19 protein-coding genes are annotated in these 22573 nt (G+C 41.1%); 9 read left to right on the top strand and 10 right to left on the bottom strand.

The features are described 5' to 3' along the window. Positions 1 to 3: 3 nt before the first annotated feature. Together MTF66_RS06825 and MTF66_RS06820 are read right to left on the bottom strand one after the other, a co-directional pair. On the bottom strand, positions 4 to 465 hold the full coding sequence (locus tag MTF66_RS06825) for a hypothetical protein (protein WP_248526854.1): 462 nt from the start codon (positions 463 to 465) through the stop codon (positions 4 to 6). 66 nt (positions 466 to 531) lie between these two features. Next, entirely contained in the window at positions 532 to 2574 is a 2043-nt protein-coding gene (locus tag MTF66_RS06820) for an ATP-binding protein (RefSeq protein ID WP_248526853.1), read from the bottom strand. Between the two features lie 314 nt (positions 2575 to 2888). Between MTF66_RS06820 and MTF66_RS06815 the strand changes: the two genes are divergently transcribed. Beyond that, positions 2889 to 4484: a hemolysin gene (locus tag MTF66_RS06815; RefSeq protein ID WP_248526852.1), complete on the top strand. Its 1596-nt coding sequence runs from the start codon at positions 2889 to 2891 to the stop codon at positions 4482 to 4484. Between the two features lie 74 nt (positions 4485 to 4558). Here the strand turns inward: MTF66_RS06815 and MTF66_RS06810 are convergent, their stop codons facing one another. The 4 genes from MTF66_RS06810 to nadK form a co-directional block, all read right to left on the bottom strand. Beyond that, positions 4559 to 4957, bottom strand: coding sequence for a hypothetical protein (locus MTF66_RS06810; protein WP_248526851.1), 399 nt, complete (start codon positions 4955 to 4957; stop codon positions 4559 to 4561). 40 nt (positions 4958 to 4997) lie between these two features. Continuing rightward, entirely contained in the window at positions 4998 to 6671 is a 1674-nt protein-coding gene (gene recN / locus MTF66_RS06805; RefSeq protein ID WP_248526850.1) for a DNA repair protein RecN, read from the bottom strand. A 68-nt stretch (positions 6672 to 6739) separates the two neighbouring features. Next, positions 6740 to 7303: a hypothetical protein gene (locus MTF66_RS06800; RefSeq protein WP_248526849.1), complete on the bottom strand. Its 564-nt coding sequence runs from the start codon at positions 7301 to 7303 to the stop codon at positions 6740 to 6742. 94 nt (positions 7304 to 7397) lie between these two features. Beyond that, complete coding sequence (gene nadK, locus MTF66_RS06795; RefSeq protein ID WP_054561709.1) at positions 7398 to 8282, bottom strand: NAD(+) kinase; 885 nt, start codon at positions 8280 to 8282, stop codon at positions 7398 to 7400. A 120-nt stretch (positions 8283 to 8402) separates the two neighbouring features. Here nadK and MTF66_RS06790 point away from each other — a divergent pair, with 120 nt between their 5' ends. After that, entirely contained in the window at positions 8403 to 9347 is a 945-nt protein-coding gene (locus MTF66_RS06790) for an HrcA family transcriptional regulator (RefSeq protein WP_055022172.1), read from the top strand. 58 nt (positions 9348 to 9405) lie between these two features. Further along, on the top strand, positions 9406 to 10014 hold the full coding sequence (grpE, locus tag MTF66_RS06785) for a nucleotide exchange factor GrpE (RefSeq protein ID WP_054551515.1): 609 nt from the start codon (positions 9406 to 9408) through the stop codon (positions 10012 to 10014). 67 nt (positions 10015 to 10081) lie between these two features. On the opposite strand, the gene MTF66_RS06780 is transcribed toward grpE, so the two are convergent. Further along, positions 10082 to 11272 carry a Bcr/CflA family efflux MFS transporter gene (locus MTF66_RS06780; RefSeq protein WP_248526848.1) on the bottom strand — a complete coding sequence of 397 codons (1191 nt, stop codon included), beginning with the start codon at positions 11270 to 11272 and terminating at the stop codon, positions 10082 to 10084. Between the two features lie 192 nt (positions 11273 to 11464). On the opposite strand from MTF66_RS06780, the gene MTF66_RS06775 reads away from it, so the two are divergent. Next, on the top strand, positions 11465 to 12262 hold the full coding sequence (locus MTF66_RS06775; protein WP_248526847.1) for a M48 family metallopeptidase: 798 nt from the start codon (positions 11465 to 11467) through the stop codon (positions 12260 to 12262). A 68-nt stretch (positions 12263 to 12330) separates the two neighbouring features. On the opposite strand, the gene MTF66_RS06770 is transcribed toward MTF66_RS06775, so the two are convergent. Together MTF66_RS06770 and MTF66_RS06765 are read right to left on the bottom strand one after the other, a co-directional pair. Beyond that, positions 12331 to 13113, bottom strand: a complete 783-nt coding sequence (locus MTF66_RS06770) for a nucleoside-binding protein (protein WP_058585218.1) — start codon at positions 13111 to 13113, stop codon at positions 12331 to 12333. A gap of 92 nt (positions 13114 to 13205) precedes the next feature. Beyond that, entirely contained in the window at positions 13206 to 14519 is a 1314-nt protein-coding gene (locus tag MTF66_RS06765; protein WP_248526930.1) for a Na+/H+ antiporter NhaC family protein, read from the bottom strand. A gap of 280 nt (positions 14520 to 14799) precedes the next feature. On the opposite strand from MTF66_RS06765, the gene dapB reads away from it, so the two are divergent. The 5 genes from dapB (at position 14800) to MTF66_RS06740 (ending at position 21867) form a co-directional block, all read left to right on the top strand. Then, positions 14800 to 15597: a 4-hydroxy-tetrahydrodipicolinate reductase gene (gene dapB, locus MTF66_RS06760; protein WP_248526846.1), complete on the top strand. Its 798-nt coding sequence runs from the start codon at positions 14800 to 14802 to the stop codon at positions 15595 to 15597. Between the two features lie 207 nt (positions 15598 to 15804). Further along, positions 15805 to 16941 (top strand): glutamine-hydrolyzing carbamoyl-phosphate synthase small subunit, encoded by a 1137-nt coding sequence (gene carA / locus MTF66_RS06755; protein WP_248526845.1) that lies wholly within the window; start codon positions 15805 to 15807, stop codon positions 16939 to 16941. A gap of 16 nt (positions 16942 to 16957) precedes the next feature. Beyond that, the gene (gene carB / locus MTF66_RS06750; RefSeq protein WP_248526844.1) at positions 16958 to 20176 is read left to right on the top strand and encodes a carbamoyl-phosphate synthase large subunit; all 3219 of its coding nucleotides are present in this window, start codon (positions 16958 to 16960) and stop codon (positions 20174 to 20176) included. A 51-nt stretch (positions 20177 to 20227) separates the two neighbouring features. After that, positions 20228 to 20704, top strand: coding sequence for a transcription elongation factor GreA (gene greA, locus MTF66_RS06745; RefSeq protein ID WP_054561700.1), 477 nt, complete (start codon positions 20228 to 20230; stop codon positions 20702 to 20704). A gap of 119 nt (positions 20705 to 20823) precedes the next feature. Further along, positions 20824 to 21867, top strand: a complete 1044-nt coding sequence (locus MTF66_RS06740; RefSeq protein WP_248526843.1) for a S66 peptidase family protein — start codon at positions 20824 to 20826, stop codon at positions 21865 to 21867. 36 nt (positions 21868 to 21903) lie between these two features. Here the strand turns inward: MTF66_RS06740 and MTF66_RS06735 are convergent, their stop codons facing one another. Then, positions 21904 to 22560 carry a nitroreductase family protein gene (locus MTF66_RS06735; protein WP_054562008.1) on the bottom strand — a complete coding sequence of 219 codons (657 nt, stop codon included), beginning with the start codon at positions 22558 to 22560 and terminating at the stop codon, positions 21904 to 21906. Positions 22561 to 22573 lie beyond the last annotated feature (13 nt).

The raw sequence follows: 22573 nt of genomic DNA, 5'->3' as shown, positions 1-22573 counted from the left end.
ATATCAGTTACACAAAGTACGTTCACCTTTTCGAATAGAATGGCTGAACACATACACTGATAATTCTCTTGCTTGAATATCTTGCCAAATGCGTTTGCTAGGACTAGGGCACAACGCATAATGTAAATATTGGCTTAACGCCTCACCTTCAAGGGCTATCGCAGTAGGCGTTTGTACATAGACCTGAATCGCATTAGTTGAGTACTTTATTTGATTTAAGCGCCACTGGCCCATTAAGAACTGCTTTGCAAAGAACTGAGAAATACGTTGTTTAGCAGCTTCAGATAGTGGTGGGTACTCTATTGGCTTTTCGTAGCTTGCATAATAGAGTCCTGCACTTAACAGTATGCTGGCAAGGGCCGCGTAAATTGGCAGTGGCGACTTTTTGGTTTTTTTAACTTTGCTTTGGCGGTGTTTACGCTCAACAGATTTTGCCCATTGAGCGTGTTTTAATGACTCTGACATGGTTCCATTCCACAGTAGTTTATAGTGCTATTTAAGCAATAAAATGTGGTGGAAAAATGGAGAGGCTTATTTATTACCTAAAGGCAGTAAAATTCTGATACATAAGCCACCTGACTTACCTGGTAATGCGTTAATAGTACCTGACATCAATTCGACAAAACTCTGACAAATCGATAACCCTAAACCCGAGCCTCCTGATGCGCGGCTACGAGACTCTTCAACACGATATAAACGGTCAAAAAGTTTGCCTATATGAGCTTTACCGACACCCGGAGAAGTATCATCGACTTGAATAAACAGCTCTTGCTTGCTGGCCCGAACTTTAAGGCGGACATGGCCTGGGGTGTCTGTGTATAGACACGCATTAGTAAAAATATTGTTGAGGATTTGGTCGAGCTTTTGTTTATCTACCGTGATCTCAACATCATTAGCAATAACAATGTCAGCAAAAAATGTGAGCTGATGACTGCAAACATAACGGCGCATGTCTTGCTCATATTCAGCAAAAATTTGCGCGGCATTATATTGTTGAAGGTTCAATGTCAGGGTTTTGTTTTCAGCTTGAGATAACTGGTACACATCTGAAATTAAGTTATTAAGTTGCGCTATCTTGCCATTAATTTTGCTGTAGGCGAGATCGCGGTTTTCCTGAATATCGAGCTCAAGCGCTTCTATATGCAGTTTCAATACACTCAGTGGAGTGCGTAATTCATGAGAGATATCAGCAAGCATTTTGTCTTTTTCAATTAAGTTATATTGATAAAGCTTGGCTTTAAATAACGCTTTTCGATGCTTGAAGTAATAGAGTACTAATGCAAGGGTACTAAACAACAAAACAATACCAGCAGATAACAACCAAATCTGTTTTTCTAGTCGCTGGTTATTCATTTGTGCAGTTGCGAGTTTGTTTTTTTGTATTTCATCATCAATACGTTGCTGTTGCTCGATTGCTGTTAATTGCTTTTTATTCTTTTCGACGGCTTTATTTAAATGCTCTTCAAATAAAGACTCGGCCAGTTTATTTTCAAGCTTTAGCTGCTCAGCTGCAAGCTTGTAATCACCGATAAGTTCAGCATAAATTGCGGTATAGCCGTGCTGTTTTTGATTCAATAAGCGGTTATCAATATCAGTTAACAACTCTTTTGTTCGACTTAAATAAAGACCAATTAGCTCAGGGTTTTTAAGTGCTAAATGTAATTCAATTAAGTTAAAGTAAGAGTAAATTTTACTTAAAGCCGAGCCAGATTTAAGCGCTGCGTTGAGCCCAGACTCTGCACTACTGAGCGCCATATGCTGGTTGCCTATTTTCAAATACAGTTGCATCAACGTATGCTTCGCCGTCGCCATATTCTCATAGGCATTGATATCGGCTAAACGGGTATAGGCGTTATTTAATAAGGGAAGAGCCTGCTCTAAATCGCCTCGTTTATACACCAGCTTAGCCAGCTGTAAGCTGGTATCTGCAATATTCATTTGGTTGTTGGTTTTAATATCAAACTCGAGTGCTTTTTTATAAAAGTACTCAGATTGGGAGAGGTCATCAAGTCTGTGAGCAAGGTTTGCTAAGTTATAAAAATTAGTGGCAACTAGTTCATAATTATCGCTGTTCTCTAATAACGCTTGTGCTTTTACTTGATGATGCATTGATTGTTCAAGATCATTCAGCGTGTCGTATAGTGAACCTAAATTGCTATGGCTTTGTGCTTGTAGGTTTTTGTCTTCAAGCTCGTTTGCAAGCGCTAGGGCTGCCATGTAGTGATTTTTTGCTTCAATAGTTTTTACTTGGCGACGGTAGTTGATCCCCAACTCTTTTTGAATGTGGTATTGGTCTTTTTTACTTAAACTAGCAAGCTCCTGTAAAGGCGATAACAGTTCAATCGCTTTTTTGTAATGACCTTGTTTACGTAAAAGAGGCGCTTGTGCCATAGCAATTTCGGGGCTCGATGTAGCGCTATTATTATCTTTGTATTGTTCAAGAATAGTGAGTGCTTCACTGAGCTTGCCTTGGTTCTCAAGGTCAGTGACTTGATTTAATAGAGAGCTGGGCAGTGAGGTTGCTACACACGAAAAAGACAGTAAACATGTAGCGATAAGTAAAGAGTATTTCATTTGCAGTTTGAATAAGCTTAATGTGTGTTAATACTAACCAGCAAATGTGTGCAAATTATGGAGCTAGTAGCTAACAAAATATACTGACAAAATCTTATCTAGTTATATAGTGCTGCAATAAATTCAGTAAAACCTGAGTTGTTATTATTTTTCACCTTTTTGTACCATTATCAAAAATTTCTGATTGTATTCAATAGACTGAAGCCTAGAATTAGCTTGAACATAATTTATACACAATTAGGTTAGTGATAAATAATTTATTTATCATTTTTACTAATAATAAAGTTTTGGTTAATTCTTCAGGTGAAAATACAATGAAAAAATCTATCTTATCTGTATTGATGGTTTGCGGAGCCGTTGCTACAGATGCTTCGGCAAATAGCTGTACAGGCGAGCTTTATGGTATTAACTCTGGTCGAGGTCATTTAGGCGTTGTTTTTTCGCTTGATGAACAAGCCCAAACAGCAGCAATTCATTCAAAAGCGAAGTTTTCTTCAGCGGCAATGGCGTTCGATAGTACTCGTAATCGTTTGTATTATGTATCAGCTCCCCGTGCTTTAACTTATAAGCTAGATCCGAGCTCTTTGAACTTATCAGATGATGAATTAAAAGACTTACCAATTAAAGGCGAAAAGTATAAATATACTAAATTAGCTTATGTTGACATGGAAACAGGCGAGCATGCAGAAGTGGCTCGTTCAAAGCCAATGACTCGATTAGCATATGACCCAAATCGTGATGTTATTTACGGCTCTAAAGGCAGTAAGTTATATGTTATTTATCCAGATTCTGGTGAAACCCAGTTTGTAGGCAATATGACTGGTTACGGAAGTAGCTTAGATATTTTCCGTGGCGATATGGTTGTTAAAAATGGTGAAGTCTATTTAGTGTCTGCAACCAGCGTTTTCTCTTTAGACCTTTCTACACTTGAGTTATCGAAAAAGTCTGAGCATGGTTTAACGACAGTGACAGATGCAGCACTTGACCAAAATGGTGAGCTGCTTATTTCACGCGAAGTAATAAACGATCAAGGTAATTACAACGTAACTAAACTTTATAAAACGTCGATTGAAACGGGTAAAACCTGTGCAATGGGGACTTACCCGGTGCGTATAAATGATTTAGCGGTAAACACATTAAAACCGGTTGCGTGTTACGCCCAGCCAACCTGTAGTACAGGAGCTGAGTCGTTTGTTATCACGAGTATCGATAAAGAGCGGAAAGCGACATGGCAAAATTATACAATGAATGCTTATTTATTCGATAAACCTGTTGCAAAACTAATGAGCTCTGCAAATTTTGGCGAAGGTGGAATTGTAAATAAAACACTGTCGATTAATCATGACTTTGCTGCTGCAAATTCTATTACTGAAGCAGCTATCGACTCTTACGACACAGATATCTTTTTCATGGGAAGTTTCTATAATACAGACTTCACAGGTACAGAAATTCAAGAGCTTTATAATTGGTCAAAAAGATCAGGAAATGTAACCATCATTGCAGCTGATTCTGATATGCCGAATGAAAAAGTGTATGCAAAGTGGGGTTATACGGTTACTCGTGATGGCTATGTCGATGGTCCAAATACACAAAATCCTGATGGTGTAAGTACTCAAGCTCAGCAAGCTATTTTTGCAGGGCCATTTGGCGGTGTAACGAGTTTCAATCAAGCAGGTGGTGCGAAGGGATATTTCTCTGTTATGCCGGCAGGTACACAAGTATTAGCAGTCAATCAAGATGGCTTGCCTACGATTGTGTTGGACTCTGAAACTGGCGACATTCTATTATCTGATAACGGTATAGTTAACTCGCAGAATAAAGAGGGTAATTATACTGATGGAACAGGTGTTTCAAGCATGACTGAGCGTTTATTTATGAACTTAATTAATTTCGCCAGCGAAATTGAGTAAGTTTAATATATAAATGACTCTAAAAAATCGCGAAGTATTTTTGCTTCGCGATTCTTATATTTAACTATGATTTTTTACCAACAGCCTGTGAGGGTGCTTTTCACTCTATTAGTGTGCTGCTTAACAAGTAAATAATTAACACCAACAAGCAATGTATGGCTGACAGCTAAAACAATCAACAAAGACGATATGCTTTGTGTTAATTGATTAACTGCTAGCATGCTAATTAGCATTAATACCAAAGATGAATTTAACACAGTTTGTAGCAACTGCTTAAAACGTAAATGCTTCCAGCGACTCCAAACAACCAAAAATAACCCGGCAGTTGGGAGGGTAATTAAAATACATTCAAATATAGTAACGATTAATTGCGCACCTTGATAAGCTGAATCAGCTGTTGAACCCTGTGAATGGCTTGAACTCAGTGCAATTAAGCCAAGCACTAAAGCGGTACCCATATTTTTAATATTCATTTATAAACTCTAACCAACTTAAACTCTCAACAGTATTAACTTATGCATGTGCGCTAATAAGCTCTTTGGCATTTGCTCTTGCCATTTTACTGATGTTGTCGCCAGCAAGTAGTCGGGCAATTTCATCGATACGGCCATCTTTTGAAAGTTTATTCATTTGTGTAAAGGTTTCGCCGTTTGCAATTTCTTTGGCTACAAAAAATTGCTGATGTCCAGAGCTTGCAACTTGTGGCAAGTGAGTCACACAAATAACTTGGGTTGATTTACCTAATTGGCGCAAAAGCTTGCCGACTGCAGAAGCAGTAGGGCCAGAAATACCTACATCAACTTCATCGAAAATGAGGGTCGGCGTTGTAACACGCTGAGCAATAATTACCTGAATAGCTAGACTAATGCGCGATAACTCACCACCAGAGGCCACTTTAGACAGTGCTTGTAGCGGTTGACCCGGGTTGGTCGATACTAAAAACGACACAGTATCAAAACCCATTGCACTTGGTGCTTTATCGCTAGCTTGTTGAATATCAATAGCAAACTTGCCGTTTTCCATCGATAAATTCGCCATGCTATCACTAATTAACTGATTAAGCGTATCTGCATAACTATGGCGGCTTTCACTTAATAGTTGAGCTGCTTGTTTGTATTGCTCAAGGGCATCGCTAATTTCGCTTTCAAGTGCAACAAGGCGGTCACTGTTATAACTAATTGATGCTAATTCTTCAGAGATTGACTGGTGAAACTCAACAAGTTCTTCTGGCTTTATGTGATGTTTACGGGCAAGATCCATAGCACCTGTTAAACGAGTTTCAACTTCGTCTAAGCGTGCTGGGTCTAAGTCGGTAACATCAACATAGCTGCGTATCTCGCGGCTTGCTTCTTCAACTTGAACAGCAGCTTCACTCAGTAGTGATGCTATGCTAGATAAGCTCTCATCGTAGCTTGCTAGTTCTGCAAATTGTTGAGCACTATGTTGCAATAATGAACACGCACTTTGCTCATCACTTTCGTATAAGTGTTGTAGCTCACGTTGGCATGACTCTAAAATAGTCTGGCTATGGCTTAGTTTATGATGCTCAGCTTCAATCTCTTCAAATTCACCCGGTTGCAGAGCAAATTCATCTAGTTCGGCTACTTGATACTCAAGTAATTGCTTTTGAGCTGCCTGTTGCTGCTGTTGTTGTTCAAGCTGGTTGAATTCTTTGAGTAAGGCTTGGTAGGTTTTAAAGCGCTCTTTAACATCAGCTAATAACTGATTGTGGCCGGCATAGGCATCAAGCAGATGTAGCTGGTGTTCAGCTTTTAATAAATGTTGATGGGCATGTTGCCCGTGAATCGAAATTAAATACTGACCTAACTCTTTTAACTGTGCAGCGGTAACTGAGCTGCCATTAATATAGCTTTTGCTTCGGCCATTTTTGCAAATAACACGGCGTAGTAAACATTCGCCTTCGTTGTTTGAGAGTAAATGTTGCTCTAAAAAGTGTTGGGCAAGAGGGAGTTGGCTAATATCAAATTGTGCGCATATTTCTGCACGATCAGTACCAGGGCGAACGGCACCAGCATCAGCGCGTTCACCTAAACATAAAGAGAGGGCATCAATTGCAATTGATTTACCCGCACCTGTTTCACCTGTAATGGCTGTCATACCATTGTGCCACTCAGTACTTAAATTACTTACAATGGCAAAGTTTTTAATTTCTAACCCGATTAACATACTGTTTATCCATCCAGCTAATTAACTGTTAATTTATACAGTGTTTCCGGGTTTTGCAAATTAAATTTTTAAGCTTTGCTTAATTCTGACAATTGATTTTCTGGTGTGGAATCATCTGACACTTGTGTGCTCTGGGCTGGCAGCTGATCGTCTTGTAAATCGGCGGGGGGCTGGTATTTAATTACTTCAATCAGTGATGGTAGGGACTCTTGGTAAAACGCTTTGTTATATTCAATGCCATTGTAAGGTAATTCAGCCATGAAATACTGTAACCTGTCTGCAAGCTGATCAATCTGTTCTGGGCTTTGTGCTTTACTGGCTTCCATAATGATTGTGTTAAGCAGTAAATCACTAATGTATTCAAGATATGTGAGGTTTTCTTCGTTATGGGCTTGCACAACAAAGTAATTGCTAGTGATCATGCTCAAACGCGAGATGTTCTTCGGACGAATGAATTTACTCTCGCTGAAATCAATTAACTTATCTTTAAAATCATTATTGATTTCTTTTACTCGTTGATTAAAACGTTTTTTTTCAGCTTCAATAGCCTTACGACGGTTGCTCTCAACCATCCAGTAACAACCTAGCAAGGTGATCAGTAATAACAGAGCAAGAAAAACGATATAGCTCATTTCGCCTTAGAATCCTTAAAATAATACAGCATTAAGTTTGATTATTTTGCGCTATTCAATGTGCCTTGGCAATCAATTGAGATAAAAAAGCCGCTTAAAATAAGCGGCTTCCCCAGTTTAATTTTTTTCTTAATACATTGTAGTAAGAGTATTCTTTAGGGTGGATCAAGCGCAGACGCTTATCTGCTTTTTTAATCACCACTTCATCGCCAGGTAATACTGCTAAAACCACATGACTGTCACAACTAACTTGTAGGCTGTCGGTATTTTCAAGACTGAGCTTTAAACGCACTTCGTTATCAGCATCAACCACAAGAGGGCGGCTTGATAACGTGTGCGGGAACATAGGTACAAGTGAAATCGCATTGAGCTCAGGGGTCAAAATAGGCCCGCCGCCTGATAATGAGTAAGCAGTTGAGCCTGTAGGGGTTGAAACAATTAAACCGTCTGAGCGTTGCGAGAATACAAAATCGTTGTTAATAAAGGCCTCAAACTCAATCATGTGGGCAACTTTATCAGCATGAAGTACTGCTTCATTCACTGCCAAGTTTGCACTTTTGAGTTCGGCATGGCGATATACTTCAACTTCAAGTAAGAAGCGTTTTTCTTCGAGGAACTGGCCACTTAATACTTGTTCAAGGCTGGCTTCGAAACCTTCTGGGTTTAAATCAGTTAAAAAGCCTAAATTACCACGGTTTACACCAATTACGGCAACATCAAAGCGCGCTAAAACTCGAGCTGCGCCAAGCATATTGCCATCACCGCCGACGACTATGGCTAAGTCTGCACGTTCACCTAAATCTACCAATTTAACAAGGTTTTCTCGGGGAAGGTCTTCAAGTTGGCGGCCGGTGCGCTGTTCTACTAGCACTTCAAAACCCAAGGCTCGCAAAAATGTGTGCAGGCGAGCAAGTGTGGCAGCTGCCCCGCTGTGATTAGGTTTGCCAATTAAACCTATGGTTTTAAACGGTGAATCCATGTTATTTGCACTTAAACTTTCATATCGCTAGATTACATTAAAAATTAATGCTTTGAAAATAACTTGAAATAAACTTGCGGCGCCCAAATATCCACTGGCAAGTACCAAGATGTATAAATTATGAAATTAAATCCGCGTGACCAACAAATTTTTTCAGCTGTAATGAGCCTTTACTGTAACGGTGAAGGTCAGCCTGTTGCCTCTACCCGTATTGCCAAGCAAAAAGGTATGGCGGTATGCTCAGCTACTGTGCGCAATGCAATGGCTCGGCTAGAAAAAGTGGGCTTACTCTATTCGCCACATACTTCTGCTGGCCGCGTACCTACCAATGCTGGGTTTGATTATTGGCTTACTGAGTTCTTTGCTCTGCCTGAAATTGCAACATATTGGCAGCCCGAGCAAGCACAATTAGTTGAGCTCGCACATGGTTTGAGTCAGCGTTATAAGGTGTGTTGTTGTGTGGGCTTACCTCAAGTCAGCTCACAGCTGGTCTTTCGAGTAGAGGTGCTTGATTTTGATGGTAGTAATTGGCTTATTCTACTCATCGATAGAGCAGGGCAAAGCCATAACATTTGCATTACCAAACCTGAAGACTCATCTGATGCCGTTCGTTACCAGTTTGCTACTTGGCTTAATACCGTGTTTAGCCAGCAAACCTTAATGGAAGGCTTATATCGTATGCAGGCAATGGCAGCGACTGCACCACATAATTGCCATGACTCTTTAACACAATGGACTCGGCAATTAAGTCAAAAACTCGGTTCAGACAACAGCATTGTGGTAGGTGAAAACTACCTTTACCGCCAAGTTGATTGCCAAACCAGTTTAAACATTGGTGTATCGTTTTTAAATTTTGTTGAAGATAAACTCGCATTTAAAAATGGGTTATCGGTGTTAAACACAGAACAATTGCCATTTACAGACTGTAATGAGTTGATGGTGATCAGCGTTCCTTATTTTAATAACCATGAATACCAGAGCCGATTTTGCGTAATTTGTCCAAAATCAGCGCAAATAGAAGCAATCATCCAAGAATTTAAGTTAATCGGCTCATCAGCCTCTTGAATCTTTTAATTCAATCCCCATAATTACCGCAGTTGTAAAGAATTGGAGCATGTAAGCTATGTCTGAGCAGACAAAATCACCTGAGCAAGAAGTTGAACTAAACGAAGAATTTGAACAAATGCAAGCTGAAGTAGAAGCTGCAGAAAAAGCGGCTGAACAAGTTGACGGCGAAGAAATGAGCCCTGAAGCTGAAATTGCACTACTACACAGCGAATTAGAAGCGGCTAAACAAACGATCAACGATCAAAAAGACAGTGTTGTTCGTGCTGCTGCAGATGTTGAGAACATGCGTCGTCGTGCCGCTCAAGATGTAGAAAAAGCGCATAAATTTGCACTTGAAAAGTTTGCTAACGAATTACTACCTGTTATCGATAACCTAGAGCGTGCGATTGAGTTTTCTGATAAAGAAAATGAGCAGCTTAAGCCTGTGCTTGAAGGTATCGAAATGACTGTTAAGAGCTTTAATGATGCGGTATCAAAATTCGGTGTTGAAATTGTTAACCCACAGGGTGAACAATTTAACCCTGAATTCCATCAAGCAATGTCAATTCAGCCAAGCAATGATGTAGCGCCAAATACTGTTCTTGCAGTAATGCAAAAAGGTTATACATTAAATGGCCGTTTATTACGCCCTGCAATGGTTATGGTATCGAAAGAAGCTGAATAAGCTTTAAAGAGATATAAAAAATGCCTGTTAATTACAGGCATTTTTTTATTACAATTGTGTTCAATATTTAAGTCGATTGGTATCGTTTTCGATGCCAAAGCTGTACAAGTAAGATCAGTATCAGTGCGCTGAACATCATAGCAGAAAATGGAATCGCACTTTGTGGGTGAACAAAAGCAAGGATAGGCCCAACTAAAGCGCCACTGCCGAATCTCAGGGTACCAATAACAGCTGTTGCAGTGCCTGACTTTTCCTCAAATTGCATCAGTATTAATGAGTCTGCATTACTCGCGACAATACCCAAGCTCATCATCAGTGGTGCGATGGTAGCAACGATAAAATACAGCGATAAATGCATCACACTGAATAACAACAATGCCCCGCCAGACACAAAGCCAATACCTAGCCCAACAAATAACAGTTTACGAGAACCTAAGCGCGGCACTAAACGTGTATTCATAAAGTTACCGAACATTAAAGCCAGCACGTTAAAGGCGAATAACACACCGAACAATTGCTCATCTACTTTGAAGAAATCGAGATATACATAAGGTACCGATGTTAAAAAGCAAAAGAATGCAAATGAGGCAAACATTGAGCTGGCAATATCGGCAAGGGCACTACGACGAGAAAATACCGTTTTATAACTATTAAAGAACAGTGCCAAACCACGTTGCTGACTCTTAAAGATTGGAATATCGATTAAATGAATTTGCACCAAAGCTAAAATGGCAAAACTATAAGCAGCTAATGCGATGAAAATGACCTGCCATGTCGAAATTCCCATGATTAATGAGCCTAGAGTAGGGGCAATTAACGGGGCAACCATCATAATCATCGAGACATAAGACATGCCCTTGGCGGTGTTTTCTCGGTAAATGTGGCGAATAATACCCGGCACTACGACTGTCGCAGCGGCACCAGTGAATGCTTGCACGGCTCTTAAAGACCAAAATAATTCGATGTTAGTACAAAATGCCAGTGCTAATGAGCTGATGCCAAATAGCGCTAAACCCACCTTAGCGAGTAATCGTCTACCAAGCTCATCGGCTATCGGGCCAAAAAACAACATACCCAGGGCATAACCCGCCAAATAAATACTGAGCGAGATTTGCACATTTGGCATGGTAGTTTGTAAGTCGTTGGCAATCACCAACATCGCCGGTAAATATAAATCAATTGCTAAAGGCGTAATTGCGACAATACTTGCCAGTAAAGGTAATAAAATGCGTTTATTTAAGGTCTCAGGGGAAGGCATTGTTTACTCATTCATCAAACATTAGGTCACTATTGTAGCAGTGTGAGTCACTGTGGTGAACTTAGTTTGCCTGCTAAGTAAAAGAATTAACCAAATGATAACAAGTGAGAAGGTGATTGTTCATTTTCATATAAAATTAAGCAATGCTTTGCTATATTAGCCACAATTACACTAAGTATTTGAAGGACTAGTATGAAAAAGTTAATCATGGCAGTGTTAGCCACCGCTGTTTTAGCTGGCTGTAAAACCTCTCCAACAGGGCGTACACAAATCGCGCTTTATTCAGACCAACAAATGAGCCAAATGGGTCAAGCAAGCTTTGCTGAAATGAAGAAAACACAGCCTGTTAATACCGATCCTGGCGTCAATGCTTATGTGAAATGTATTGCCGATGATGTTATTGCCGTTTTACCAAACGAGTATGCAAAGCAGTCTTGGGAAGTTGTTGTGTTTGAAGAAGATTCAGCAAATGCATTTGCATTACCAGGTGGCTATATTGGCGTACATTCAGGTTTATTAAAAGTTGCTGTAAATCAAGATCAATTGGCAACAGTACTAGGTCATGAAGTAGCACACGTTATTGCAGAGCATTCTAATGAACGTGTATCACAAAATGCATTGTTACAAACAGGCCTGCAAGTTGGTGGTGCAGCACTTGATATGGGTAATGTGCAATATCGCGGCGAAATTATGCAAGCCTTAGGCTTAGGCGCACAGTATGGTGTAGTTTTACCATTTAGCCGCTCACATGAATCAGAAGCAGATATTGTTGGCTTAGATTTAATGGCAAAAGCAGGGTTTAACCCAGAGCAATCAGTGTCGCTTTGGCAAAATATGAGTGCAGCAGGTAGTAGCGGTACACCTGAGTTCATGTCGACTCACCCTGCACCAGGTAACCGTATTAAAGAGCTACAAAAGCATATGTCGGATGCATTAAAAGCCCAACAAGCTGCTAAAGCAAAAGGCAAAACCCCACAGTGTAAACTGTAAAGAGTATCTATAGAAATTAAAAAAGCCTGTACTCAGTGATGACTACAGGCTTTAATTTTTTCAGCTTATTAGAACGTCCACTCAACGTGAAGTTGAGGTACTGATTCAGTTGTGTCTGTACCTAGCTTGTTGTGCCAATATTGCCACTCAAGGCCTAGTAGTAACGTATTTTCTTTCATGCTCATTGCGTGACCTAAATCCCACGTAATGATTGGCTGCGCTAAAATCCACGCTTTAACATCTTCGCCAAATTCATTTTCACGCTCTGCAATGTATTCTACATGGCCCGTTACGTTGAACTTTTGTGAGCCAATAGTAAATGGGTAGCCCCAAGCAACATCAATCATCCAGCTGTTTGTTTCAGTTGGTGCACCACCGCGTGCTACGCCTTCACTGTCATCGATGTAAGCGGTAAATAAAGTAGATAAAAAGCTAAAGCCCGGTGCTTGCCAGCTAAGCTTTACACCAGGTAAATACTTAAGAACTTTCGAGTCACCTGCGGCATTAAAACCTGCCGTTAAACCCACATCAGCAATTGCGCCGTATGAAAAATCACTGCCAGAGATTTTTGATAAGCTAAATGTTGAATACCACTCACCGTAAAAGTCTTTATCTTGATAGCCATCTTGACGGTCGTCGTCGCTGTAATCAATAAAAAAGAAGTTGTCGCCATAGTCATAACCAGACGCATGCTGTAGTGATACAACCGTGGTATTTGACTTAGTTAATGAAAACGGGTTTTTGTGTTCACCGTTATTAACGTGTAATTGCGTAGAGCTCCAATTAGCGGCATAGCTCGAAGTACTTACTGCACAAAGGGCAGCAACAGAAAGGATCTTTTTCAAGTTCATATCTCAATATTGATGGTGTAAAGGGGGATATAAAGTGAGGATTATAGCAGATACGCCCATATTTGGGCGTATCTTGAGAAAAATTATTTAACTTATGCTTTATTTCGGCGTAAGCAAATTACTGCAACCGCAGTAAAGGCAAGAATAAAGCAGTAGTAAGAAGAGGTAGAGACTTCCCACGGGCTAATTTTGAAGGTTGCGCCGAGTAGAAGTGCTTGTGCGCCATACGGCAATGAGCCTTGGGTAACGCAAGCAAAAATATCAAGTAAGCTTGATGAACGCTTGCCTGTAATTTCGCCATCATCTGCTAATTTTTTAGCAATTGGGCCTGCAACAATAATAGATACGGTATTATTGGCAATACATAAGTTACTAGTCATAACCAGTGCAGCAATACCTAATTGATCTGCTACTTTACGGTGCCATTTTGCAATGATTTTTGTAATTGCCTGAATTTTGTTAGCAATATAATCAAGACCACCATTAATACGGATAAACTCTGAAAGACCACCAATAAACATCGATAGCAAGAAAATTTCCTGCATGTCAGTAAAGCCTTTATAAACATCTTTTACAAAGCTTGCACCTTCATAGCTGCCAGTAAAGCCCATAAGTGCAGCAAAGATTATACCGCTAAACAGCACCACGAATACGTTAAAGCCCATTACCGCGAGCACTAAGATAAAGGCATAAGGTAATACTAGTAAGATATCGAAGTCTTGTGTTTCTACAGCTTCTGCAGCAGGCGTTAAGAAGAATAATAAGCCGATAGTTAATGCCGCAGCAGGTAAGGCGATTTTTAAGTTCTCACGAAATTTATCTTTCATTTCACAGCCTTGAGTGCGGGTTGCAGCAATAGTTGTGTCAGAGATGATTGATAAGTTATCACCAAACATGGCACCTGATACAATCGTGCCTGCCATCAGAGATGGATCAATACCTGTTTTTTGGGCGACGGCATAAGCAATCGGGCCAATCGCACCGATAGTACCCATTGAAGTACCCATCGCAGTCGACACTATTGCAGCAATTAAAAATAACCCTGGTAGTAACAGAGCAGGTGGAATAAGTGATAAACCGGCATTAACTACGGCATCAACACCACCGGTTGCACCAGCAACCGCAGAAAACGCACCGGCCAGCAGATAAATCAAACACATAGTGATGATGTTGCTATGGCCAGCACCTTTAATAAAGGTTTCAACACTGTGGTTGATGGTATTTTTATTTAAGATAAACGCCAGCATGATGGCAGGTAAAATTGCCACAGGAGCAGGTAATTGATAGAAGGCGTAATCGACACCTTGGGACTGTAAGTATAAGCCAGCGCCTAAAAATAAGCCGACAAACACCAAAAGCGGCAGCAAAGAAAGTTTTGCTTTTGTTTTATTAAATGATGGCTGCATCATATTCCTCATTAGATAACCAATAACACAGCCAAACACTTCTTTTAGCTGTATTTAGTTGTGTCTAAAAGACAACAACAGCGCCCGCAAGCCAAAGACCAAATCGGCGCAAAGGAAGAAGTTTAAATGTATAGATGGCTAAATGCAAAGACTATCTGTTATTATTGTTGTTCTATTAATAAATCTAAAATTAGCTCTGTATTTTTTATAAGCTAACCTGACTATTACATGAGTTTTCGATAAAATCCAGCCAGCTAAGAAGAATAGATAAGGTAACTATATGAACCGCATAGGTGTATTTGGCGCAAACGGCCGCATGGGACTTGCACTTTTAGAAGCTGTCTCAAAAAAAGATGACGCAACATTAACGGGCGCGTACGTGCGTGATAACTCGCCACTTTTAGATATTGCGGTTAATCAATTAAACAGCGCTGCATCAGCAGATCTATCATTTAGTAAAGAAACAGACGTAAAAGATGCAGATGTATTGATTGATTTCACTTTACCGGCAGGAATGCGCAACCATTTAAAAACAGCGGTCGAAAAAAATATCGCCATGGTAATTGGTACTACGGGCCTTAACCAAGATGATCTTGATGCGCTTAATGATGCCGCGAAACACATTCCGATTGTTTTTGCCCGCAACTATAGCGTAGGTGTGAATTTACTGCTTAACTTAGTGCAGACTGCGGCTGTGAAGTTTGGCGATGATATGGATATCGAAATATTTGAGGCCCACCATCGTCACAAAATTGATGCGCCATCAGGAACTGCATTGGCAATTGGTGAAGCTATTGCCGAGGCAAAAGGTTGGCAGCATGATGAAGTCGCGCGTTTTGATAGAAGCAATGACGAACACGCAAAATCGCAAAATGAAATCGGTTATTCAGTCATGAGAGGCGGAGATATAGTAGGTGAACACACCGCATATTTCGCAACTTCTGGCGAAAGGCTAGAATTAACTCATAAAGCAAGTTCAAGAATGACCTTCGCATTAGGTGCTGTAAGAGCTGCGGGCTGGTTGAAAAATAAACCAGCTGGACTTTATGACATGCAAGATGTGCTTGACTTGAAGTAGTTTAGTTTCTTTTTTGGCAGTTTCAGTGAGTTTTTAGTTAATAACGCTTATTTTTACTATTTTATTAATTAAGATTAGATCTGAATGCTAATTTACTGTAGAATAGCGCCAATTTGCCAAAAATTCATAAATGCGTGTTTCCAATCGCTATAAACGGGCAGTAGAGCAAATGACTTTACTCCCGTTTTTTACTGTTAGGAGGTTAACTTGACTAAATCCGCTCTGTTAGTCCTAGAAGACGGCACAGTGTTTCGCGGTACTGCAATCGGCGCTGACGGCATGTCAGTCGGTGAAGTAGTATTCAATACGTCTATGACTGGTTATCAAGAAATTTTGACTGACCCTTCGTACGCGGAACAAATCGTAACTTTGACGTACCCACATATCGGTAATACGGGTACTAACAGCGAAGACGAAGAAGCGGGTCAAATCTGGGCTAAAGGCCTAGTGATCCGTGATTTGCCACTGCTAGCAAGTAATTTCCGTAACGAGCAATCGTTAAGTGATTACTTAAAAGAACGCAATATCTTAGGTATTGCTGACATCGACACTCGTAAATTAACACGTATCCTACGTGATAAAGGCGCTCAAAATGGTTGTATCATTGCAGGCGACGAGTTAGATGAGAATAAAGCGCTTGAAGCTGCGCAAGCCTTCCCAGGCTTAAAAGGCATGGATTTAGCAAAAGTTGTCTCAACCAAGGAAAATTTTGAGTGGCGCGAATCAAGCTGGACGTTAGGTTCAGGCTTTAAAACGCTAGAAGCAGCAGACGAGAAGTTCCACGTTGTTGCTTATGACTTCGGTGTTAAACGTAATATCTTACGTATGTTAGTTGACCGCGGTTGTAAATTAACCGTTGTTCCTGCACAAACATCTGCAGAAGACGTACTAGCATTAAACCCAGACGGTATCTTCTTATCAAATGGCCCAGGCGACCCTGAGCCGTGTACTTACGCGATTGAAGCAATTAAAACTTTCCTAGAAACAGACACGCCAATTTTTGGTATCTGTTTGGGTCACCAATTACTTGCACTTGCTTCAGGTGCACAAACGGTGAAAATGAAGTTTGGTCACCACGGTGGTAACCACCCAGTTAAAGACCTTGACCGCAATGTTGTAATGATCACAGCGCAAAACCACGGTTTCGCAGCTGATGAAGCAACATTACCAACGAATTTACGTGCAACTCACGTATCATTATTCGATGGCACGCTACAAGGTATTCACCGCACAGATAAGCCTGCATTTAGCTTCCAAGGTCACCCTGAGGCAAGCCCAGGTCCACATGATGCGGCGCCATTATTTGATCACTTCATCGACCTGATGCAAGCACGTTCTAACTAATTTAACCGGAGTAACAATGCCAAAACGTACCGACATAAAAAGCATTCTTATCTTAGGCGCAGGCCCGATCGTAATCGGTCAAGCTTGTGAATTTGACTACTCTGGTGCACAAGCGTGTAAAGCACTACGAGAAGAAGGCTTTCGAGTAATTCTTGTAAACTCGAACCCTGCAACTATCATGACTGACCCTGAAATGGCGGATGCGACGTACATCGAGCCAATTCACTGGGAAGTGGTAGAGAAAATCATTGAAAAAGAAAAGCCAGATGCAGTACTGCCTACTATGGGTGGTCAAACAGCATTAAACTGTGCACTTGATTTAGATAAGCACGGCGTACTGGCAAAACACGGTGTTGAGCTAATCGGTGCAACTGCTGATGCAATCGATAAAGCTGAAAACCGTGAGCGTTTTGACGTAGCAATGAAGAACATTGGCCTTGAGTGTCCGCGTGCAGAAATCGCTCACTCAATGGAAGAAGCACACGATGTACTTAGCCGTATCGGTTTCCCATGTATCATTCGTCCATCATTCACTATGGGTGGTACCGGTGGTGGTGTTGCATACAACCAAGAAGAATTTGATGAAATTTGTGAGCGTGGTTTAGATTTATCACCAACAAACGAACTTTTAATCGATGAATCATTAATCGGTTGGAAAGAGTACGAAATGGAAGTTGTTCGTGACAAAAACGACAACTGTATCATCGTATGTTCTATCGAAAACTTTGACCCTATGGGTGTTCACACTGGTGACTCAATCACGGTTGCACCAGCGCAAACACTAACTGATAAAGAATACCAAATCATGCGTAATGCATCGATGGCGGTACTTCGTGAAATCGGTGTTGAAACAGGTGGTTCAAACGTACAGTTTGGTGTGAATCCAGTTGATGGCCGTATGGTTATCATCGAGATGAACCCTCGTGTATCGCGTTCTTCTGCATTAGCATCAAAAGCAACGGGTTTCCCAATTGCGAAAATCGCTGCAAAACTAGCAGTAGGTTACACCCTTGATGAGCTACAAAACGACATCACTGGCGGTAAAACACCAGCGTCTTTCGAGCCGTCAATCGACTACGTTGTTACTAAGATCCCACGTTTTAACTTCGAAAAATTCGCAGGTTCAAACGACCGTCTTACAACACAGATGAAGTCTGTGGGTGAGGTTATGGCGATTGGTCGTAACCAACAAGAGTCTCTGCATAAAGCATTACGTGGTCTTGAAGTAGGCGCAACGGGCTTTAACCCAATTGTTGCCCTTGATGATCCGAAAGCAAAAGAAAAAATCATCCGTGAATTACGTGAGCCAGGTGCTGAGCGTATTTGGTACGTTGCTGATGCAATGCGTCACGGTATGAGCGTAGAAGACGTATTCGAGCTAACTAAGATTGACCTTTGGTACCTTGTACAAATCGAAGACATCTTAAAAGACGAAGCAACAATCAGCGAAGTAGGTATGGCTGGTTTAAATGCTGAGTTTTTACGCAAGCTTAAGCGTAAAGGTTTTGCTGATGCGCGTATCGCTGAAATTGCGGGTGTTTCTGAAGCAGAAATTCGTAAGAAGCGTCACCAGTTAGATATCGTGCCTGTATACAAGCGCGTTGATACCTGTGCTGCAGAGTTCAGCTCAGACACAGCTTACATGTACTCATCTTATGATGAAGAATGTGAAGCGAATCCATCTGACAAAGATAAAATCATGGTAATCGGTGGTGGTCCTAACCGTATCGGTCAAGGTATCGAATTCGATTACTGTTGTGTTCACGCAGCATTAGCTTTACGTGAAGACGGCTATGAAACAATTATAGTTAACTGTAACCCTGAAACTGTTTCAACTGACTACGATACATCTGATCGTTTATTCTTCGAGCCAATCACGCTAGAAGATGTATTAGAAATCGTACGCGTTGAAAAGCCAAAAGGTGTTATCGTTCAGTACGGTGGTCAAACACCACTGAAACTTGCTCGTGAACTTGAAGCGAATGGTGTGCCAGTTATTGGTACTTCACCAGATGCAATCGACCGTGCAGAAGACCGTGAGCGTTTCCAACAGCTTGTTGAGCGTCTAGATCTTCTTCAGCCAGAGAATGCAACGGTTACTTCTTTAGAAGAAGCGATTGTTAAGTCTGCTGAAATCGGCTTCCCACTGGTTGTACGTCCTTCGTACGTACTAGGTGGTCGCGCAATGGAAGTAGTTTATGATGAAGACGATTTACGTCGTTACATGACCGAAGCTGTATCAGCGTCAAATGAAGCGCCAGTACTACTTGACCACTTCTTAGATAACGCAATCGAAGTTGACGTTGACGCTATCTGTGACGGTGAGCAAGTAATCATCGGTGGTATCATGGAGCACATTGAGCAAGCAGGAGTTCACTCAGGTGATTCAGCGTGTTCATTACCAGCTCACTCACTAACTGCTGAAGTACAAGACGTAATGCGTAAGCAAGTGACTGATATGGCACTAGAGCTTGGCGTAGTAGGTCTGATGAATACTCAGTTTGCTGTGAAAGACGGTAAAGTTTACTTAATCGAAGTAAACCCTCGTGCTGCGCGTACAGTACCGTTTGTTTCTAAAGCGACAGGTATTGCACTTGCTAAAGTTGCAGCACGTTGTATGGCGGGTCAGTCGCTAGCAAGCCAAGGTATTACAAAAGAAGTAATCCCTCCTTACTACAGCGTAAAAGAAGTGGTACTGCCATTTGCTAAGTTCCAAGGTGTTGACCCAATCCGTGGCCCAGAAATGCGCTCAACGGGTGAGGTAATGGGTGTTGGTGAAACTTTCGCCGAAGCATTCGCTAAAGCACAATTAGGTGCAAGCAACACTTTACCACGCGGTGGTCGCGCGTTACTATCGGTACGCAACAGTGACAAACCACGTATCGTTGAACTAGCTAAAACCATGACTGAACTTGGTTTCGAGTTAGATGCAACAGGTGGCACTGCAAAAGCACTTGAAGAAGCTGGCATTGCAGTTCGTCGCGTGAACAAAGTATACGAAGGTCGTCCTCATATTCTTGATAGAATTAAAAATGGTGAATACAGCTACATTGTAAACACTACTGAAGGCCGCCAAGCGATTGAAGATTCGAAGGTGTTACGTCGTGGTGCGTTACAGCATAAGACTAACTACACAACGACTCTGAACGCGGCATTTGCTAACTGTACTGCAAACCAAGCAGACGACCGTAGCAAGGTGACGTCAGTTCAGGAACTACATCAGCGAATGAACTAAGGAAATGTGCCAAGGGCGAGGCAATCGCCCTTGGGATTAAGTGAGAATAATATGCAATCAATTCCGATGACAGTTCGTGGTGCAGCATTACTGCGCGAAGAACTTAACGAATTAAAAACAGTTACCCGTCCAAAAATCGTTGCTGATATCGCTGAAGCGCGTGAGCACGGTGATTTGAAAGAAAACGCTGAATACCATGCTGCTCGTGAGCAACAAGGTTTCTGCGAAGGCCGTATTCAAGAAATTGAAGCGAAGCTTTCAAATGTCCAAATCATTGATGTAACTAAAATGCCTAACACAGGTAAAGTTATTTTTGGCACAACGGTTACTATCGTTAATGTTGAAACCGATGCTGAAGTAAAATACCGAATCGTAGGCGATGACGAAGCAGATATCAAAAATAACCTGATTTCTGTTAACTCACCAATCGCGCGTGGTTTAATTGGTAAAGAGGTAGATGATGCCGTTATCATTAAAACGCCAAACGGTGAAGTAGAGTACGAAATCATTGAAGTTGAGTATATTTAGTAGCTTAACCAAGCATTGAGAAAAACCGCAGTTACATACTGCGGTTTTTTTATGCCTGTTTACAGGCGTGGATTTATTCGGTACGTTGGCTACAAGACAGTCGTAATGAAGGAGTAATAATGGCGAAAGTTCAGTATCCTAAACCGCTTGAGCAAGGTGATAAAATAGCCATATGTGCTTTTTCATCTGGTGTTGATAAAGCCTTTCATGAGCGCTTAGACATAGTACTTAATGGCTTAACAGCCAAAGGTTTTACTGTTATTGAAGGTGCCTGCTTACGTCAGTCTCACAATAGTGCAAAGCAACGTGCTGATGAGCTAATGCAGTATTTAACTGATGATTCAATCGCAGCCATGATGCCGCCATGGGGCGGTGATCTTACTATGGAGATTTTACCGCTTCTCGATTTTAATGCGATAAGTAAAGCAAAACCTAAATGGTTGGTTGGCTTTTCAGATATCAGCACGTTTGCATGTGCATTAACCACTCGTTGTGGCTGGGCAACCTTGCACGCTGCGAATTTAATGCAAATTCACCCTGACGATCCCGATGTTTATTTAGCAAATATATTCAGTGCCATGTCACTTGAAGAAAAACAGCAATTGCATCAAGTTGCTTCGCCTTTTTATCAGCAAAAGCCAATTGATTATAAAGCAAAGCCTGATGCTCAATTTGACTATACAGCACCAAGCCAATGGCGCTGTATTAACTATAAAGATAAACGCCAAATTGAAGTGTCTGGGCGCTTAATTGGCGGCTGTTTAGATACGTTAGGTCTGTTGCTACCCTCAAATTACTATGCATTACATGAATTTAAAAAACAGTATGCGCCTGAGGGGTTAATTTTATACCTAGAAAATGCAGAGCTTAGTCCGATGGCTCTTGCACGTTGTCTGTTATCGTTAAAGTTGAATGATGTTTTTACTGATGTAAATGCGGTGGTATTTGGCCGCAGCCCTGCAATTAATAACGACTGCTACTTCGATGAATACCAAGCAATAGAGCTCGCATTTAAAGGTAATTTATTCCCAGTTATCGTTGATGCCGACATTGGACACGTAGCCCCTAATTTAGCATTAATTAATGGTGCTGTTGCCACAATAACTGCAGATTTGTGTGAAGGTATGGCGAGTAATGTGGTTGTGAAGACTGACCTTAAATAACAATTATGCAGGCCAAGCCTGCATAATCTTTAGGCTTTAAACTACAGTAATCACCGCATCTTTATCTAAACGCGATTTTGGTAATGCAGCATTATAATCTTGCTCTGGCTCGTGATAACCAATAGCGAGTGCCACTTCACATACATAACCATCTAACTCATCAGCGAATAGCTCTCCGAGTAAGTCTTTATCGACACCTTCCATCGGTGTTGAATCTAAACCTAAACGAGCCACTGTGTGCATGGTATTACCTAATGCAATGTAGGTTTGAGCTTTAGTCCAAGCGGCGTTATCACCTTGCTCATCAGTATTTAAATCAACAAAGGCGAAGGCACCAAAAGCCTGTTCTTTGTTTTCTGCTTTTGTACGGCCATTAGCAATATCGGCATCAATTACTTTCTCATAATCAGCACGTTTATAGCTTGGGTTATAAGCAAATAAAATGGTGTGTGATGCCGCTTTTGCATGAACTTGGTTAAACTGAAACTTATTTGCAAAACTATCATGCAGACGCTGTTTACCTTGCTCTGATTCAATTACCACAAATTTCCATGGTTGAGAATTAATAGACGATGGCGACAGGCGTAATGCTTCTAAAATTACAGCTAAGTCTGCTTGGCTAATTTGTTTTGAAGCGTCGTAACGTTTACTTGTATAACGGCGTTGTAAGTCAGAAATGATTGGGTGTGTCATGATTTGCTCCCGC

Source organism: Pseudoalteromonas sp. 2CM39R (assembly GCF_023161845.1).
Note: the sequence above shows the minus strand (reverse complement) of the source record. Positions and strands in the feature narration are given on the sequence as shown.

Coding starts and splice junctions, on each gene's coding strand:
- MTF66_RS06775 (WP_248526847.1), top strand. CDS start 11,465: ATGAAAAAGTTAATCATGGCAGTGTTAGCCACCGCTGTTTTAGCTGGC.
- carB (WP_248526844.1), top strand. CDS start 16,958: ATGCCAAAACGTACCGACATAAAAAGCATTCTTATCTTAGGCGCAGGC.
- dapB (WP_248526846.1), top strand. CDS start 14,800: ATGAACCGCATAGGTGTATTTGGCGCAAACGGCCGCATGGGACTTGCA.
- MTF66_RS06790 (WP_055022172.1), top strand. CDS start 8,403: ATGAAATTAAATCCGCGTGACCAACAAATTTTTTCAGCTGTAATGAGC.
- nadK (WP_054561709.1), bottom strand. CDS start 8,282: ATGGATTCACCGTTTAAAACCATAGGTTTAATTGGCAAACCTAATCAC.
- recN (WP_248526850.1), bottom strand. CDS start 6,671: ATGTTAATCGGGTTAGAAATTAAAAACTTTGCCATTGTAAGTAATTTA.
- MTF66_RS06765 (WP_248526930.1), bottom strand. CDS start 14,519: ATGCAGCCATCATTTAATAAAACAAAAGCAAAACTTTCTTTGCTGCCG.
- greA (WP_054561700.1), top strand. CDS start 20,228: ATGCAATCAATTCCGATGACAGTTCGTGGTGCAGCATTACTGCGCGAA.
- MTF66_RS06735 (WP_054562008.1), bottom strand. CDS start 22,560: ATGACACACCCAATCATTTCTGACTTACAACGCCGTTATACAAGTAAA.
- MTF66_RS06780 (WP_248526848.1), bottom strand. CDS start 11,272: ATGCCTTCCCCTGAGACCTTAAATAAACGCATTTTATTACCTTTACTG.
- MTF66_RS06800 (WP_248526849.1), bottom strand. CDS start 7,303: ATGAGCTATATCGTTTTTCTTGCTCTGTTATTACTGATCACCTTGCTA.
- MTF66_RS06770 (WP_058585218.1), bottom strand. CDS start 13,113: ATGAACTTGAAAAAGATCCTTTCTGTTGCTGCCCTTTGTGCAGTAAGT.
- MTF66_RS06740 (WP_248526843.1), top strand. CDS start 20,824: ATGGCGAAAGTTCAGTATCCTAAACCGCTTGAGCAAGGTGATAAAATA.
- grpE (WP_054551515.1), top strand. CDS start 9,406: ATGTCTGAGCAGACAAAATCACCTGAGCAAGAAGTTGAACTAAACGAA.
- MTF66_RS06815 (WP_248526852.1), top strand. CDS start 2,889: ATGAAAAAATCTATCTTATCTGTATTGATGGTTTGCGGAGCCGTTGCT.
- MTF66_RS06810 (WP_248526851.1), bottom strand. CDS start 4,957: ATGAATATTAAAAATATGGGTACCGCTTTAGTGCTTGGCTTAATTGCA.
- MTF66_RS06820 (WP_248526853.1), bottom strand. CDS start 2,574: ATGAAATACTCTTTACTTATCGCTACATGTTTACTGTCTTTTTCGTGT.
- MTF66_RS06825 (WP_248526854.1), bottom strand. CDS start 465: ATGTCAGAGTCATTAAAACACGCTCAATGGGCAAAATCTGTTGAGCGT.